This window comes from Streptomyces tendae, from assembly GCF_014650435.1.
Taxonomy (GTDB): domain Bacteria; phylum Actinomycetota; class Actinomycetes; order Streptomycetales; family Streptomycetaceae; genus Streptomyces; species Streptomyces tendae.
In genome coordinates, this window is the sequence record NZ_BMUY01000004.1 from 235,710 (window position 1) to 251,743 (window position 16,034).

The window sequence follows — 16,034 nt, forward strand, 5'->3', positions numbered from 1 at the left end:
TGGGCCCTGCCCCTACGGTGCCCTCACCGCGTGACCCGAGATCGGTCCCGAGGGTCCCCGAGGGGATGGTGGCAGGGCGATGAAGGCAGTGGTCCAGGAGCGGTTCGGCCCGCCGGACAGTCTGCGGCTGCGGGACGTGGACCGGCCTCGTGCCGGGGCCGGTCAGGTGCTGGTGCGGGTGCGCGCCGCCGCGGTGAACCCCTACGACTGGCACATGCTGCGCGGAGACCCGTACGCGGCACGGCTGTTGGGCGGCATGGGGCTGACCCGGCCGAAGGCCCGGGTGGCCGGCATCGACGCGGCCGGGGTGGTGGAGAGCGTCGGCGCGGACGTGCGGGGGCTCTCCCCCGGCGACCCGGTGCTGGGGTTCTGCCCGGGTGCCTTCGCCGAGTACGCGTGCGCCTCGGCACCACTGCTGGCGCCGGTGCCCTCGGACCTGACGTTCGAGCAGGCCGCGGCGCTGCCGATGGGCGCGGTGACCGCGCTGCGCGGCATCCGGACCGTCGGCCGGGTGCGGTCCGGGCAGCGGGTGCTGGTCAACGGGGCGGGCGGCGGAGTGGGCACCTTCGCCGTGCAGATCGCGGCGCTCCTGGAGGCGGAGGTCACCGGGGTGTGCAGCGCCGGCAACGCCGACCTGGTGCGTTCCCTGGGCGCGGCCCACGTCCTGGACTACGCCCGGGACGACTTCACCGACGGACGCGAGCGCTACGACGTCGTCCTGGACAACGTGGGCAACCACCCGCTGGGCCGGCTGCGCCGGGCGCTCACCCCGGCGGGCGTCCTGGTGGCCAACGGCGGCGGCTCCCCCGGCCGGGTGTTCGGGGCGATCGGCGCCACGCTGAAGGTGGCGGCGGTCAACGCGGTCACGCGGCAGAGCCTGCGTCCGATCCTCCCCACGACGCCGGACGGGCCGGGCCACGAGGATCTGCTCGCCGTCGCCGCGCTCGTCGAGGCCGGGCAGCTCACGCCCGTGGTCGGCCGGACCTTCGCGCTGGCCGACGCCGCGGCGGCGGTGCGACACGTCGAGGAGGGCCACGCGCGCGGCAAGACGGTGATCACCGTGTCGTGAGCCTCCCGCCAGGGCGGCCGCGGTTCCCGTGTCGTCAGCAAAAGCCGGCGCGCGGGGCCGCGACCTCGACGGTGTCCCGCACCAGGGCCAGCGCCGCGCCCACCGGGCTCGACCGTCCGCCGCTCACGATCACGTCGCCCGCGTCCGGACAGCCGAAGACCACGGCCTTCTCGGGCCCGTTCAGCGCGTGCAGCGGGTCCCCCGGCTCCGTCTCCTCCAGCCGTACGCGCACGATGCCGGGCTCGGCCACCGACGCACCGGCGACCGCCCGCAGCCGCAGGGACCGGGACGCGGCCTCCAGGGCCCGGCCTGCGGTGCTCCCGTCGACCGGCTGCGCCCGCACCCGCACCTCGGCCGGGTCCCAGCCCCAGGCCAGCGCGGCCAGCAGTCGCACCTTGGTGGCGGCGTCCTCGCCCGACAGGTCCGCCGAGGGATCCGCCTCCGCGATGCCCCTCAGCCGCGCGGCACGGATCGCGTCGTCCAGCGTGTCGCCTTCGGCGAGGCGGTCGAGCACGAAGGTGGCGGTGCCGTTGGGGCAGGCCCGGATCGTCCGGCAGTCCAGGCCGCGCAGGGAGGTCCGCGCCAGGTCGCCCGCCGGGAGGGCCGCCCCGGTCGCTCCGGAGATCCTGATCATGCTGCCGCCCGTCCGGGCAGCCGCGTCGAGTTCTCTCCAGTGCGTGAGCAGGTGGCTCTTGGTCGCCGTCACCACGTGGACGCCGCGGCGCAGTGCGGTCACCGCCTCCTGCGCGGCGCGCTCCCGCAGTTCGGGCGAGGACGGGACGGCCTGGACGAACACCCGCGCGCCGGTGCGGTCGAAGGTCTCGTCCAGAGGACGCAGGGGGCCCCACTCCGAGCGTGGCGGCATCGTCCCGTCCGCACCCGGCCGGCCCTGGGCCGTACTGGCCCGGACGGCGGCCACCCGAGGCCGTACGCCGTGCCGGCGCGCGAGCGTGTCCCCGTCCCGGGCCAGCCGGTCGACGAAGGCCCGCCCGACCGGGCCGTACCCGGCGAGGACCACGCCGGTCCGTGGCGCGTCCGTCACGTCCGTCATGTCCGTCGCATGCGTCGCGTGCGTCGCGCCCGTCGCTCGTGTCGCTTCACCCATGGGTTCGGGATCTTCTCACACCACCGACCGTGCCGCCCCCGTGAAGCGCAGGTCCACCGCGGTGGCCGCGAAGACCAGCGGGCCGGGAAGGAGGGGGATCAGTACGGGGATCGACCAGGCGAGCAGCGCGGCCAGGACGACCGCGCCGGCCATCAGGAGGGTGCCGCGGAGGTCGGCGGCACAGCGCAGGACTCCCTCGCGCGGCGACAGTGTGTGCGGTGCCGGCAGCGCGGTGGTACGCAGGGCCAGTACCGCGCTGCCGAGGGCGAGCAGCGCCAGCGCGGGTGCCACGACGTCCGCGCCGGGCAGGGTCGTTCGGGTCAGCGCGGACTCCACCAGCAGGATGCCGACGAGGAGGGGCACGGCCAGACCGCCGACGAGCGAGCCGCGGGTCAGGCGGGCGCGCAGGTGCCCGGCGTACGTCCCGGCCCGGACGGGCACCGTGTCCTCGACCGCCCGGCGCAGGGTGGCCGAGGCGGCGGCGAACGCGGCGGGGACGGTGACGACGGGCAGGCAGGCCACGGCGGTGAGCAGGCCCACCAGCAGCATGTCGGCGAAGAGGGTGAAGCCGGCCGAGAAGACCTCACCGGGTTCCCCGCGGTCGCTCGGCGGAAGTGCGGGCACCTGGGTCATGGGTTCAGCCCTTCAGTCCTGAGGTGGCCATGCCCTGCACCAGATAGCGCTGGAACACGAAGAAGAACAGCACGATCGGCAGGACGGACAGCACCGACATGGCGAACATGGGGCCGTAGGCGGAGGTGCTGGACTGGTCGACGAAGCTGCGCAGGGCCAGGGTGATGGTGAACTTCTCCGGGGCGAACAGGTAGATCATCTGCGTGAAGAAGTCGTTCCAGGTCCAGATGAAGGTGAAGATCGCCGTGGTGATCAGCGACGGCCGGCTCAGCGGCAGGGTGACCGACCAGTACGTGCGGAAGGCTCCGCAGCCGTCGATGCGGGCGGACTCCTCCAGTTCGCGGGGCAGTCCGCGCATGAACTGGACGACGAGGAAGACGAAGAACGCCTCGGTGGCCAGGAACTTGGGCAGGATCAGCGGCCAGTAGGTGTCCACCATGCCGAGCCGGTTGAAGATGATGTACTGCGGGATCAGCACGACGTGGTGCGGCAGCATCAGCGTGGCGACCATGAAGGCGAACATCGCCTTGCGCATCCGGAAGCGCAGCCGGGCGAAGGCGTAGGCGGCCAGGGAGCAGGACAGCACGTTGCCGACGACGGCGCCGCCCGCGATCAGCAGGGAGTTCCACAGCAGCCGGCTCACCGGTACCCCGGAGACCCCGTCCAGGGCGGTCGTGTAGTTGGACCACTCCAGGTGGCTGGGCCACAGGTCCAGGCTGGTCACCACCTCGTCGGCCGGCTTGAGGGAGGTGGCGAGCAGCCAGGCCAGGGGGTACAGCAGGACGAGCAGTCCTGCGAGGGCGGCCGTGTGCGGCAGCCATCGCCTGGTGGTGGGGTTCATCGTCCCTCCTCGTCCGCGTAGAAGACCCAGGACCTGGAGGTCCGGAACAGGATCAGGGTGATGACGCCGATGGCGATCAGCAGGAGCCAGGCCATGGCCGCCGCGTAGCCCATGTGGGAGGCGGTGAAGCCGCGTTCGTAGAGATAGAGCGTGTAGAACAGGGTCGAGTCGGCGGGGCCGCCCTCGCCACCGCTGACCGCGAAGGCCGGGGTGAAGACCTGGAAGGACTGGATCATCTCCAGGACCAGGTTGAAGAAGACGACCGGGGACAGCATCGGCACGGTGACGGACACGAACTGCCGCCAGCGGCCCGCGCCGTCCAGCGCCGCCGCCTCGTACAGTTCGGGCGAGATCTGCTGGAGCCCGGCGAGGAAGATCACCATGGGTGCGCCGAACTGCCAGACCGTCAGCAGGACGACGACGTAGACCGCGAGGTCCGGGTCGCCCACCCAGCTGCCGGTGTGGATGCCGAGGGAGCCGAGGACCTCGGTGACGGTGCCGCCGTCGTTGAACAGCGCACGCCACACCAGGGCGATCGACATGCTCGCCCCGAGCAGCGAGGGCGCGTAGAAGGCGGAGCGGTAGAAGGCCCGGCCGCGGCCGAGGCTCTTGAGGAGCATGGCTGCGCCGAGAGCAAGGCCCAGTTTGAGGGGTACGGCGACGACGACGTACAGCAGGGTGGTGCCGACCGACCGCCAGTAGCGGGGGTCCTCGGTGAGCATCTCCTTGTAGTTGCGCAGGCCCACCCAGTGCGGTGGGTCGAAGAGGTTGTAGTCCGTGAAGGACAGCCACAGCGACACGGCCATGGGCACCAGCGTGAGCACGGCCGCGCCGATCATCCACGGGGTGAGGAACACGTAGGCGGGCCACTGCTGTTCGCGTCGGCGTCGGCGACCGGCCGATGGCCGTGGTTCCGTGGTGCGGTCGGCGCGCGCGGGCGCCGTGGTGGACACCGTGCTCATGACCGCAGCTCCCGGTTGGCCTCGTCGATGAATTCCCGTGCCGCCTCGCGCGGGGAGGTCAGGTCGTACATCACGCGGTGGTAGGCGCGTTTGAAGGCGGTCTGGAGGGCGACGTCGCCCCGGGGTGGAGCGGCGGGCGGGGCGTCCAGGCCGTACTTCTCCATCCTCTGGGCGTACTGGTAGATCTCGCGCTCCGCCCCTTCCAGGGTCTTGGCGACGCGGGCGGCGATCCTCCGGTTGGGGGGTGTGGAGCGGGTGAAGCCGAGGATGTCGCCGGCCCGCTCGTCGTTGAGGAGGAAGTCGACGAGTGCGGTCGCCTCCTCGGGGTGGTCGGTGTGCGCCCCGACGCCGAGGAGCATGGAGGGCTTGAAGTACGCGCCCTGGCGCCCGTCGGTGGTGGGGACCGGGGCGAAGTGGACCTGGTCGCCGAGCAGCGCGGGGTACCCGGGGAAGGGCGCGTCCCAGGTGAAGTCGGCGGCGGCCAGGCCGCGGCCCATGGGCGACATCTCGGTGGTGTTGGCCTGCGCGGTGTCCGGTGCCTCGGCGACGGCGCCTTCCTCGCGCAAGGAGTCGCAGAAGGTCCAGAACTCGGCGAGGTCGTCCTCGGTGAAGCCCAGCTTCGTCTGGCTCGCGTAGAGCTTCCCGCCGCGGCCGCGCAGCCAGTCCTCGAAAATGTCCTCGTTGACACCGTTGTCGTTGGCGCCCACCACGGTGCGTCCGTCGGGGGCCTTCAGTCCCAGGGCGGCTATCTTCCGGTTGGCGTCGGCCCATTCCTCCCAGGTCCAGTCGGGCCGGGGGGTGGGGATGCCGGCCTGTGCGTAGACCTTGGCGTCGTAGGCGTAGCCGGTGATGCCGCGGCCCATCGGTACGGCGTACTGCTCGCCCTCGTAGGTGCCGGTGTGCAGGAACTCCTCGTCCATCTCGGAGGTGCGGATCGTGCCGTGCTCGACGGCTTCGTCGAGCGGCAGGAGCGCGCCGCCGCCGGAGTACTGGGAGATCTGGCGGTAGTCGAGCTGCGCCACGTCCGGGATGCCTCCGCCGGCCGCCTGGGTGGCCAGCTTCTGCATGTAGGAGCCGAAGTCGGCGTTGGAGGTGCGGACGGTGACGCCGGGGTGTTCCTGCTCGAAGAGTGCCACGGCCTTCTTGGTGCGTGCGGCGCGGTCGTCGTTGCCCCACCAGGAGAAGGTGAGGGTGACTCCTTCGGACGACACGTCGCCGGAGGAGGAGCACGCGCTGAGCGATGCCGTCAGCGCGGTGCTCAGACCGACGGCGGCCGCGGCCAGGACGGCCCGGCGGCTGGGAAGTCGGCGCGGACCGCTTCGGGACTCGGGCATGGGGGCCTTCCCGGGGATGGGGGGATGTGTTGGGGAGGTGCGGGGCTCGGTCGGTGCCCGCTGTTCCAGCTGCGGCAGCGCGGGGGGGGCGAGCCGGTGGGGGGCGGGGCTCAGATGCCCGGGTAGACGGCCAGCCTGCCGCACATTCCGAAGCGTCCGCGTGCCGCGGGTCCGGTCGCGGACACCCGGGCGGCGGTCAGGTGGCCGCCGACCCCGCCGCGCAGTGCGTCGAGTTGGGCCCGGGTCGCCTCCGCGGCCGCGTGCGCACCGTCGCGCCAGCGCCGTTCCCAGTCGTCCAGCCGTGGCCGCACCAGCTCGGCGGCGGCCCGCTGGAACGCGGCGAGCGGCTCCGGGTCGCCGTTCTGGGTGGCCGCGCGGAGTTCGAGGAAGCGCCGGGTCGCCGCGTCACGGCGGGCCCGCGCGATCCGCGCCTGCTCGGCCTCGGGCAGGTCGGCGGGGATGCGGATCGCGTCGGCGTACGTGTCGGCGTCGGTGAGGCGGTCCTGGGGCAGGGTGAGGACGGCGTCGCCCGCCTCGGGCAGGCCGCTGTTCTGCATCACGACGGTGATCTCCAGCCCTCCGTCGTTGACGAGGCGGTGGATCGTTCCGGGCGTGAACCAGGCGACCGTGCCCGGTTCCAGGGGCGTCTCCTCGAAGCCCGAGGTGGTCAGGGTCTGCACCGCGCCCCGGCCCGCCGTGACGACGTAGCCCTCGCTGCACGTCAGATGCAGGTGCGGGGTGCCGCCGCCGGGCAGCCCCTCCACGGTCGGCCAGTCGTACACCGTCAGGCGGGACACCCCGACCGCCGCCGGGAAGCCGTCGTACGTCGGGCTCACCACGCCAGTCCCGCCAGGTGGGCGGCGACCCGCGGGCGGTCCCAGGCGCCGTCGGCGACGACCACGCGGTAGGCCCGGCAGAGGGCTTCGCCGGGCGGCAGGACCAGTTCCTCGTGGAAGGCCCAGGACGGTGCGACCGCGGCGAAGGGGTCGCTGCGCACGAACCAGTGCGCCGGGTGGGTGCCCTTCTCGCCCGAGTGGTCGTTGGAGGGGGCGTGTTCGAAGACGAGCGTGGCGTGGCCGTCCCGTCCGTCGTGCTCGCCGACGTAGGCGAGCCAGGGTGCCTGCGAGCCCATCGGGTCGGATTGGGACGACGCGTCCGTGTCGGCGGTGAAGACCCGGCCGCCGCGGAAGGCGCGGGGCCCGCGCCAGAACAGTCCGGTGTATCCGGCGGCGGGGCGTCCGTGGGTGGTGGGGCTGCCGAACCGCAGTGGTTCGGCGCGCCGGTTGGTGACGGAGGACGTCCAGGTGAGGGTCCAGCTGCCGGTGTCCGGGTCGACGTCGCGCACCTCGACGCGGCGCTCCTCCTCGGCCCACAGCTCGCCTCCGTGCGGGTGCCAGGTCAGCCGCTCGGCGATGACGGCGCGGTCCCCCTCGGCGGCGACCTCCTCGAAGGCCACGTGGGCCATCGAGCCGACCCGTTCCGGCAGCGCCAGGTAACCCTCGCCGTGCACATAGGTGTTGCCGCCCCACAGGTTCTGTCCGGACAGGTGGGAGGCGGTCAGCTGGAGCCCCTTGTGCCAGCGGTGGTCGTTGGGCCGGTAGTCCGTGACGAGTCCGCCGGACAGGGTCCTGATCGGGTGGAGGTACGGCTTGGGCGCCTCCCAGTCGGCCTCGGGGCGGTACACGTAGGAGAACAGCTCGGTTCCGGCCGCCCCGTGGGCCACGGTGATGCGGTCTCCGTGGACGTGGGTCAGTGAGAGCGTCATGCCTGGACCTCTTCCTCGCGGGTGACGGCCGGCGCCCAGCCCGGGGCTCCGCCGTGCAGTTCGGTGTAGTACGGGTCGCCGGGGCCGATGTCGCCCGCCCGTACGGTCGTGCCGGTGAACGCGGACTTGTACAGGGCCGTGATGAGCTCCAGGGTCCGCCGGCCGCCCGCACCGCTGGTCGAATGGCGGCGGCCGCTTTTGATGTCGTCGACCAGGACGCGCAGTTGGGCCTGGTGCGAGCTGGGTTCGTCGGCGCCGAAGTCCCGCCAGGCCGCGGCCGTCTCCTCGGGGACGCCGGGCGCGGGGGTGATGCGCCAGTCCGCGTTGCGGTAGCCGTACAGGTGGGTCAGCTCGACGGTGGCCAGTTCGCAGTCGATGCGGATCCGGCTCACCTCGTCGGGGCTCAGCACGCTGTTGACGAGGGTGGCGACGGCTCCGTCGGAGAAGCGGACCAGGGCCGTGGAGACGTCCTCGGTCTCCACGTCGTGGACGAGCCGGGCGGCCATGCCGCGCACCTCGGTCCACGGGCCCATCAGATCCAGCAGCAGGTCCGTCTGGTGGATGCCGTGTCCCATCGCCGGTCCGCCGCCCTCGGTGGCCCAGCGGCCGCGCCAGGGCACCGCGTAGTACGCCTGGTTCCGGTACCACGTGGTCTGGCAGTGGGCCACCAGTGGCCGGCCCAGCGCGCCGCCGCGCAGCAGCGCGCGCACGTGCCGGGCGCCTGATCCGAAGCGGTGCTGGAAGACGACGGAGGCGTACGGCCCCGCGCCGTCGCCCTGTTCGGCCGCCTCGACGGCGTCGTAGTCGGCGAGCGAGGGGCAGGGCGGCTTCTCGCACCACACCCAGGCCCCGGCGGCGAGCGCGGCCACCGCCTGTTCGCGGTGCACGGCGGGCGGTGTGCACAGCACGACGAGGTCCGGGCGCACCTCGGTCAGCATCGCGTCGAGGTCGGTGGACGCCTGCGGGATGCCGAACTCGTCGGCGAACGCACGCACCGCCGGCCCCTCCACGTCGACCGCGGCGACGACCTCCACCTCGCCCTCGGCGGCCAGTTTCCTCAGGGCGGGCAGGTGACTGGACCGGGCGATGGATCCCGTGCCGACCACTGCTGTGCGCAGCGGCGCGTTCGGAACGTGCGATGACATGCGGACCCTCTCGTGAGCCGAACGGGGGCTGGGCGCTGCGGGACACACGGTGGTGGGCGTGCCCGGGCAGGCGGAGGACGTCGGCGCCGCTTGGCAGCAACCGCTTGCTATCGTGGTGTTCCAACGTTGTAACCGGCGTGCGTCCGCAAGGTCAACCCTCTGTCCGCAAAAGAGTCGGCGCCCGGTTCACGTACTGACAGGCGCGACACGCAGGGGCATAATCTGCGGAAACTTCGGCAAGGGGGCGGGCTGTGGCCGCGGTGAGACTCAAGGACGTGGCGGAGCGCGCGGGGGTGTCGATCAAGACGGTGTCCAACGTTGTACGCGGCGCTCCGCGCGTGTCCGAGGCCACCCGCTCGCGGGTGATGCGGGCGGTGGACGAGCTGGGTTACCGGCCGAACCCCTCGGCGCGCAGGCTCCGTACGGGACGCAGTGGTCTCATCGCGCTCGTCGTCCCGGAACTGGCGACGCCCTACTTCGCCGAACTCGCCCACCACGTGCGCGGCGAGGCCACCCTGCTCGGCCTGACCGTGCTGATCGAGGAGTCACTGGGCGATGCCGCCGAGGAGTTGCGGCTGGCGGGCGGGGTCGGCGCCTCGCTGCTCGACGGAGTGATCCTCTCCCCGCTGCGCGCCACGCCCGACGAACTCGCCTCCGTCACCGACGAGTTCCCGCTGGTGCTGCTCGGTGAGCGCACCTACGGACGCAACCGTGTCGTCGCCGACCACGTACTGATCGACAACGTGGCGGCGGCCCGTGACCTCACCGCCCACCTCATCGGCCTCGGGCGCACCCGGATCGCCGCGGTCGGCGTGGACCGGCAGGGTTCCGCGACGAGCCGTCAGCGCCTCGAGGGGTACCAACAGGCATTGCACGCAGCCGGGTTGCCCTTCGACCCCCGGCTCGCGCCCCGGATCGAGGAGTTCGACCGGCGCAACGGACTGCTGGCGATGCGCCGGCTCGCCGCGCTGCCCGCCGGCGAACGCCCCGATGCCGTCTTCTGTTTCAGCGACCTGCTGGCCGTGGGCGCCCAACGCGCCCTGCACGAGGCGGGACTGGCCATTCCCGGCGACGTCGCCGTCGCGGGCATCGACGGCTCCGAGGAGGCGCTGTACAGCACGCCCTCCCTGACGACCATGGTCCCCGACAAGGCCGCCATCGCCTCGTTGGCCGTGAAGTGCCTGGCGGCCCGGATACGCTCCCGGGCGCCCCTGCCGTTCGAGGTGCACGTGGCACCGCACTGGCTGGAGGTGCGGGAGTCCACGTCGGGTGGGCGACGCGCGCTGGACGCCTGAGGTTCGACGGGCAACGGCGAGGGCAAACACGACTGCCCCCGCTGGGAGCGACCGCGCTCGGCCGGGCACTGAATTCCATGATCATCACTCCTAGGCTCGCCACCATGGACATCCCGAGACGCCTCATCGACCTCCAGCGAGCCGTCGAGGCGGCGGACAACCGCTATCGCAACAACGCCGGCGAGAACGCCACGGTCGCCCTCGCGGTCTGGTCGGACGCCACGGCCGCCCTGGTCCAGGGCATCACCGCCTACGCCGAGGAACAGGGCGTGCCGCGCCGCGAGGTGGAACAGGCCGTGGAACGAGCGATCCGGCCGCCCATCCCGACCGACTGAGCGGCTCCCCCTCCACTCCGTCCGCCCGCCATCCCTCGCCGTCGCACCTCGGCCCGTCGTCTCTTCGGTCGACCTTTGGTCTGTGCAAAACTTCAAAGGTCCAGCATCCGGCGGACCCCGACTCCCCGGCGCCGGAGCCGATGCCACTCCACCACCGGAGGTGCCCATGCAGAGCGAGGACGCGGACACCGGGCGGCCTCCCCTTCCGCAAGGGTGGCGACGGAAGGCCGCCCGTGCGCCCGTCCTCCTGTTCCGCGTCGGTCTCGGCCCGCTGCTGGGCCGGCGCTTGCTGCTGCTGCACCACACGGGTCGGGTCTCGGGGCTGGACCGCCATGTCGTCCTCGAGGTGGTGGCCCACGAACCGGACTCCCCGGCCTGGACGGTGGCGTCCGGCTTCGGCCCGCGGGCCGACTGGTACCGCAACCTGCGCGCGCGCCCGAAGACGGTCCTGCAGTTCGGGAACCGGCACCACGCGGTCACCGCCCGCTTCCTCGGCCCGGAGGACGGTGCCGCGATCATGGAGGAGTACGGGGCGCGCCACCCCCGCACCGCACGCCGGCTGTGCGCGTTCATGCACCTGCCCGCCGACGGCAGCGCGACGTCACTGCGCCGGGCCGGGCGAGCGATCCCCTTCGTACGCCTCGAATCCGAGGCACCTCCGAAGGCCGAGTCACCTCCGAAGGCCGAGCCGCGGACCCATTGACAGGTGCGGCTAATGAGAATAGCTTTTAGCTAACTTCATTAGCCGCACCTGGGGGTTGCCATGACCGAGTACCTTGCCGTCGACGGCGGGACGATCGCCTACGAGGTGACGGGTTCGGGCCCGCTGATCGTGCTCGCGCACGGCGTGGGCGACAGCCGTGCCGCCTACCGCGCCGTGGTGCCCCACCTGGTGACGGCCGGATACCGGGTGGCCGCGGTCGACCTGCGCGGCTGCGGCGAGTCCAGCGTCGACTGGCCGGCCTGGAGCCGCAGCGACATCGCCGGCGACCTCCTCGCCCTGATCCGCCACCTCGGCGGCCCGGCCGTCCTCGTGGGCCACTCGGTCTCGGGCGGCGCGGCCACCATCGCGGCGGCGCGGGAGCCCTCACTCGTCACCTCGGTGGTCGAACTGGCGCCGTTCACCCGCAAGCAGTCGGTCCGGCTCGGCGACCTGCGGGTGCGGCGGTTCCGGCGCGGCATGGTGCGGCTGCTCGGCGCGGGACTCTTCGGCAGTCTGCGGCTCTGGCGCTCGTACCTCGACGTGGCCTACCCGGGGGTGAGGCCGGCCGACTGGGCCGAGCGGCTGGGCCGCATCGAGACCCTGCTGCGGGAGCCGGGCCGGATGAAGGCCATGCAGGCCATGGGCCGCAGCGCTCCGACCGACGCCGGCGCCCGGCTCGGTGACGTACGGTGCCCGGTCCTGGTGGTGATGGGGACGCTGGACCCCGACTGGGCCGACCCGCGCGCCGAGGGCGCGGCCGTCGTCGACGCCCTGCCGGCCGGCCTCGGCCGTCTGGAGATGATCGAGGGCGCGGGCCACTATCCGCACGACCAGTACCCCGACCGGGTGGTCGCGCTCGTGCTCGCCTTCCTGCGCTCGGACGCCGCCCGTGCCTAGGGCGGGACTGGACCGGGCGGCCGTGGTCGGCGCCGGTGCGGCGCTCGCCGACGAAGTGGGCCTCGCCGGGCTGACGATGGGGCTGCTGGCCGACCGGGTCGGCGTGCGCACCCCGTCCCTGTACAAGCACGTGGCGGGTCAGGACGACCTGATCCGGCGGATCGCGGCGCTGGCCCTCGAGGAGGCCGCCGACGCCGTGGGCGGCGCGGTACAGGGCCGGGCGGGCAGCGACGCCCTGGCGGCCGCGGCGCGCACCTTCCGCGCCTTCGTCGTGGAGCACCCCGGGCGGTACGCCGCGACGATCGGCCAGGAGCCGTCCGGCCCGGACGATCCCCTGGCCGCGGCGGGAGTGCGGCTGCTCGACGCGTTCACCGCCGTCCTGCGCGGCTACGAGATCGAGGACCGCGACGCGGACCACGCCCTGCGCATGCTGCGCAGCCTCTGCCACGGCTTCGCCACCTTGGAGGCGGCACACGGCTTCCAGTGGAGCACGGACATCGACGCGAGTTTCGACTGGCTCGTGGCCTTCGCCGACCGGGGCCTGCGCGCCATGTGAGGTCGCCCCCGTCGCCCCCGTCGCCCCCGGAGGGGCCGGCACCCCCCTCAGCCGAGCCGCACGTGGTCCGCGGAGCGGCTGGGCACGGCATCCAGCGCGGCGACCTCGGCTCCGTCCAGGGCGAGCCCTCCGACGGCGATGTTCGCCTCCAGGTGACCGGGGTCCGCCGTGCCGGGGATCAGCAGCACGTTGGCGGCGTGGTGCAGCAACCAGGCGAGCCCCACCTGGGCCGGCGTGGCACCGAGCGCCGCCGCCGCGGACCGGACGGCGGACTCGTCGGCCACCTTGGGCATCCCCGGGAAGGCGCCGCCGAGCGGGAAGTAGGGCACCCAGGCGATGCCTTCGGCGACACACAGCCGGAGCATGTCCTCGTCCGTGCGGCTGACCAGGCTGTAGGAGTTCTGTACGCAGGCGATGCCCACCGGCAGCGCGCGGCGCAGCCCGTCCAGGGTGACGGCGCTGAGCCCGATGGCGCCGATCTTGCCCTCGTCCCGCAGTGCCGTCAGCACGGCGAGCTGGTCGTCGATGTCGACCAGCTGATCGCCTTCGGCACGGAGCCCGGGACCGGTGTCGGCGCGGCGCAGGTTGACGACCGCGAGGCGGTCGGTGCCCAGGCTCCGGAGATTGTCCTCGACGTCGGTCCGCAGCTCCTCGGGCCGCTGGGCGAGCCGCAGGGGAAGCGGACCGCCGGGGTCCGGGGTCGCGCCGACCTTGGTCACGACCACGGCGTCGTCCGCGGTGCCCAGCGCCTCGCGCAGGACCTCGTTGACGAAGCCGTCGCCGTAGAACTGGGCGGTGTCGAAGTGGTCGACGCCGAGCTCCACCGCGCGGCGTACCAGTGCGACGGCGGCGCCGCGGTCGGCGTGCAGCCGCTCGAGCTGCATCGCGCCGTACCCGATCCGGGAGACGGTGCGGCCGGCGAGCACACCCGCGCCGCCGGGGCGGGGAGTGCCCTCGGCCGTGGCGGAGGGAGAGGTGCCGTGTGACGTCATGGGAAGTCCGTCCTCATGAGAAGATGGCAAAACGGAGGAGCCTCCGTCAAGCCGACTGTAGCACTACCGGAGGATCCTCCGCTTTGAGTCCGGACCAGGAACCGACGCCCGCCGCCGACCGCCCCCGCCCCCCTGCGAGCACGGGCCGCCCGCTGCGCGCACACGCGCGCCGCAACCGTGAGAACCTCGTCGCCGCCGCGCGCGCCGCCTTCACCGCCGCGGACGACACCGTCCCGCTCGAGGGCATCGCCCGCGACGCGGGGGTCGGCATCGGCACGCTCTACCGCCACTTCCCCACCCGCGAGGCACTGGTCGAGGCCGTCTACGCCGCCGAACTGGACGACGTCACCGACAGCGCCCCGGCCCTGCTGAAGGAACTGCCGCCCGAACAGGCCCTGCGCGCCTGGATGGAGCGCTACGCCGCGTTCGTCGCGACGAAGCGCGCCATGCTCAACACCCTCCACAGCGGCTGGGCCTCGGGACGCCTCGCCACTCCCGCCACCCGGGAGCGCATCACGGCCGCGATCGGCGCGCTCCTCGCCGAGGGAGTGCGGGCGGGCTCCCTGCGCGGTGACGTCGAGCCCGACGACGTCACCGCGATGCTCCTCGGTGTGTTCCTCTCCACGGCGGCCGACGACGAGCCGGAGCGGACGGGCCGTCTGCTCGATCTCGTCGTCGACGCCCTACGGCCGTCGGGGGGTTGACGACCCCGGTGCCCCGGTGGTCACCGGATCACCGGCGGGCCGACGACGCCAGCATCGGGAGCGAGACGATGTCGGCGAGGGCCCGCTGGCCCGCGATGTTCGCGTGGACGCCGTCGCCGGTGTCGTAGGGCGGGTTGATGCTGTTCGGCCGCACGGGGTCCGCGAGCACCCGGTCGAAGGGGAGGATCCCGTCGCAGGTGCCGCCGCAGCTGTTCCACTTCGAGACGAAGGTGCCGACGGCGTGCCGGTCGCGGTTGTGCTGGTCGGTGTAGCCGGGGCGCGGGGTGATGGGCGTGACGTACACCTTGATGCCCGCGTCCCGCAGTCGCCGGAACACCTCGCGGTAACTCGCCTGGATCTGCCCGGCGTCGCAGCCGGCCGGGAGGTCGTTGGTCCCGTAGTAGTAGAGAACGCCCGTGACCCCGTGCAGGGCCAGCACGTCGCGCTCCAGCCGGGCGGCGGCGTCCAGGCCGCGCACGGACTCACCGATGCCCGGGCAGGTCGCGGCGCTCGTGGTGCCGCCGATGCCCGCGTTGGCGAGGGCGAACTGCCGGGTGGCGGGCAGCTCCGAGGTGATGCGCCGCGCGAGGTCGTCGGTCCACCTCAGGTTGGCGCCCGGGCGGTCGCAACCCGGTCCGCAGTTCGTCGACCCGGTTCCGTCGACGACCGAACTGCCGTAGGCGACGAGGCTTCCCCGCAGGCGCGGGTTGCGCACGTCGACCGCGCTGACCAGGAGGGTGGAGCCGGTCGTCTCGGTGAACGCGGTGCCGGCCGGGTCGGCGGTGTGGTCCCCCGAGCCGGGCGGGGTCAGGTAGTTGGTGCGGAAGGCGCTGTCGTGTCGCCCCGGCGCCACCGTGCCGGAGACGGAGAGCGACACCGCGATGTCGTCCTGGGCGGCCGTGCGCAGCCCCGTCGTGTCACTCCAGACCTCGCCGCCGGGTGGGATCACGACCTCGCGTCGGCCGTCGAACGTGACGGGGAGCGGACGCCCTCGCGTCGCGGCGTCCCTGCCGTCGCTGTGGGCCACGGTCGCCGCGTCGACGGTGAGCGGTGCCGTGCCGAAGGTGTTCTGGACGCGTATACGGACCGCGTCACCTCCCTGGCTCAGGTGGGTGATCATGCGCATCGACTGGTCTCGCAGCGGGTCGGGCGCGAGGCGCTGTTGCGAGGAGGCCCAGGACGTGAACCAGGCGTTGCCCCCGGGCCGGTGGTCCGGGCCGTTGCCCTCGGGAGCGGCGGCGGTGCTCGTGGACGCGGCCAGGACGGAGGACGCCAGGGTGAGGGCCAGTGCGGCCGCGACGCCTCTGGCCAGGGGCGCGCGAGCGGGTTCGAGTACTCGGGCGAGGAAACGGCGCATCGGTGCCTGCCTTCCGACGGGACGGGACGGAACATGACGGGACGGGACGGGGGCTGGACTGGACGGCGCGGGACTGGACGAGGCGGGGCGGGACGGGACGGGACGACGTGATGTGACGTGATGTGTCGGGCGGGTCCCGCTGGATCCTCCCCGGGCGCCCCCCGGCTCACGCCTCATGCGGCTCTCCGGTGCCTCGCGCCGGCCCGCGCATCGTCGGCCACGCCAACCCCACACCCCCGCAACCGGGTTGCCCCCTCGTACACCCTCCCGACGGGCCACTGTCGCCCTTGCGACATGTCCCACCTGTGCCACTCGAATCGCATGACACCCCGTGTGCGGTG

The 16,034-nt window shown here is 73.1% G+C and carries 17 protein-coding genes; 7 read left to right on the forward strand and 10 right to left on the reverse strand.

What is annotated here, in order from left to right:
* Positions 1 to 79 precede the first annotated feature (79 nt).
* Positions 80 to 1,069, forward strand: coding sequence for an NAD(P)-dependent alcohol dehydrogenase (locus IE258_RS13130; protein ID WP_189743022.1), 990 nt, complete (start codon positions 80 to 82; stop codon positions 1,067 to 1,069).
* Between the two features lie 34 nt (positions 1,070 to 1,103).
* Here IE258_RS13130 and IE258_RS13135 read toward each other — a convergent pair whose 3' ends face one another.
* From IE258_RS13135 to IE258_RS13170, 8 genes are all read right to left on the reverse strand, one after another.
* A complete protein-coding gene (locus IE258_RS13135) occupies positions 1,104 to 2,120 on the reverse strand; it encodes a homoserine dehydrogenase (RefSeq protein WP_189743024.1) in 1,017 nt (338 codons plus the stop codon).
* A gap of 69 nt (positions 2,121 to 2,189) precedes the next feature.
* Entirely contained in the window at positions 2,190 to 2,807 is a 618-nt protein-coding gene (locus tag IE258_RS13140) for a hypothetical protein (protein WP_189743026.1), read from the reverse strand.
* A gap of 4 nt (positions 2,808 to 2,811) precedes the next feature.
* Positions 2,812 to 3,648 carry a carbohydrate ABC transporter permease gene (locus tag IE258_RS13145; protein WP_189743028.1) on the reverse strand — a complete coding sequence of 279 codons (837 nt, stop codon included), beginning with the start codon at positions 3,646 to 3,648 and terminating at the stop codon, positions 2,812 to 2,814.
* Positions 3,645 to 4,610: a carbohydrate ABC transporter permease gene (locus IE258_RS13150; protein ID WP_189743030.1), complete on the reverse strand. Its 966-nt coding sequence runs from the start codon at positions 4,608 to 4,610 to the stop codon at positions 3,645 to 3,647. Before IE258_RS13150 ends, IE258_RS13145 begins: the two co-directional genes overlap by 4 nt.
* Complete coding sequence (locus IE258_RS13155) at positions 4,607 to 5,944, reverse strand: ABC transporter substrate-binding protein (protein WP_189743032.1); 1,338 nt, start codon at positions 5,942 to 5,944, stop codon at positions 4,607 to 4,609. The genes IE258_RS13150 and IE258_RS13155 overlap by 4 nt, the downstream gene beginning before the upstream one ends.
* A gap of 110 nt (positions 5,945 to 6,054) precedes the next feature.
* Complete coding sequence (locus IE258_RS13160) at positions 6,055 to 6,783, reverse strand: cupin domain-containing protein (protein WP_189743034.1); 729 nt, start codon at positions 6,781 to 6,783, stop codon at positions 6,055 to 6,057.
* Positions 6,777 to 7,709, reverse strand: coding sequence for a DUF6807 domain-containing protein (locus IE258_RS13165; RefSeq protein ID WP_189743036.1), 933 nt, complete (start codon positions 7,707 to 7,709; stop codon positions 6,777 to 6,779). The genes IE258_RS13160 and IE258_RS13165 overlap by 7 nt, the downstream gene beginning before the upstream one ends.
* The gene (locus tag IE258_RS13170) at positions 7,706 to 8,854 is read right to left on the reverse strand and encodes a Gfo/Idh/MocA family protein (RefSeq protein WP_189743038.1); all 1,149 of its coding nucleotides are present in this window, start codon (positions 8,852 to 8,854) and stop codon (positions 7,706 to 7,708) included. The genes IE258_RS13165 and IE258_RS13170 overlap by 4 nt, the downstream gene beginning before the upstream one ends.
* A gap of 251 nt (positions 8,855 to 9,105) precedes the next feature.
* On the opposite strand from IE258_RS13170, the gene IE258_RS13175 reads away from it, so the two are divergent.
* The 5 genes from IE258_RS13175 to IE258_RS13195 all read left to right on the forward strand — a co-directional run bounded on the left by IE258_RS13175 (position 9,106) and on the right by IE258_RS13195 (position 12,640).
* Positions 9,106 to 10,149, forward strand: coding sequence for a LacI family DNA-binding transcriptional regulator (locus tag IE258_RS13175; RefSeq protein ID WP_189743040.1), 1,044 nt, complete (start codon positions 9,106 to 9,108; stop codon positions 10,147 to 10,149).
* Positions 10,150 to 10,253: 104 nt separating this feature from the next.
* On the forward strand, positions 10,254 to 10,484 hold the full coding sequence (locus IE258_RS13180) for a hypothetical protein (RefSeq protein ID WP_189743042.1): 231 nt from the start codon (positions 10,254 to 10,256) through the stop codon (positions 10,482 to 10,484).
* 166 nt (positions 10,485 to 10,650) lie between these two features.
* Positions 10,651 to 11,187 (forward strand): nitroreductase family deazaflavin-dependent oxidoreductase, encoded by a 537-nt coding sequence (locus IE258_RS13185; protein WP_189743044.1) that lies wholly within the window; start codon positions 10,651 to 10,653, stop codon positions 11,185 to 11,187.
* Between the two features lie 60 nt (positions 11,188 to 11,247).
* Positions 11,248 to 12,084 (forward strand): alpha/beta fold hydrolase, encoded by an 837-nt coding sequence (locus IE258_RS13190; RefSeq protein ID WP_189743046.1) that lies wholly within the window; start codon positions 11,248 to 11,250, stop codon positions 12,082 to 12,084.
* A 22-nt stretch (positions 12,085 to 12,106) separates the two neighbouring features.
* Positions 12,107 to 12,640, forward strand: a complete 534-nt coding sequence (locus IE258_RS13195) for a TetR/AcrR family transcriptional regulator (protein WP_189743595.1) — start codon at positions 12,107 to 12,109, stop codon at positions 12,638 to 12,640.
* Between the two features lie 47 nt (positions 12,641 to 12,687).
* Here the strand turns inward: IE258_RS13195 and IE258_RS13200 are convergent, their stop codons facing one another.
* Entirely contained in the window at positions 12,688 to 13,632 is a 945-nt protein-coding gene (locus IE258_RS13200) for an aldo/keto reductase (RefSeq protein ID WP_189743048.1), read from the reverse strand.
* An 83-nt stretch (positions 13,633 to 13,715) separates the two neighbouring features.
* On the opposite strand from IE258_RS13200, the gene IE258_RS13205 reads away from it, so the two are divergent.
* The gene (locus IE258_RS13205) at positions 13,716 to 14,336 is read left to right on the forward strand and encodes a TetR/AcrR family transcriptional regulator (protein ID WP_229892090.1); all 621 of its coding nucleotides are present in this window, start codon (positions 13,716 to 13,718) and stop codon (positions 14,334 to 14,336) included.
* A gap of 28 nt (positions 14,337 to 14,364) precedes the next feature.
* Here IE258_RS13205 and IE258_RS13210 read toward each other — a convergent pair whose 3' ends face one another.
* Positions 14,365 to 15,693 (reverse strand): SGNH/GDSL hydrolase family protein, encoded by a 1,329-nt coding sequence (locus tag IE258_RS13210; RefSeq protein ID WP_189743050.1) that lies wholly within the window; start codon positions 15,691 to 15,693, stop codon positions 14,365 to 14,367.
* Positions 15,694 to 16,034: the final 341 nt, after the last annotated feature.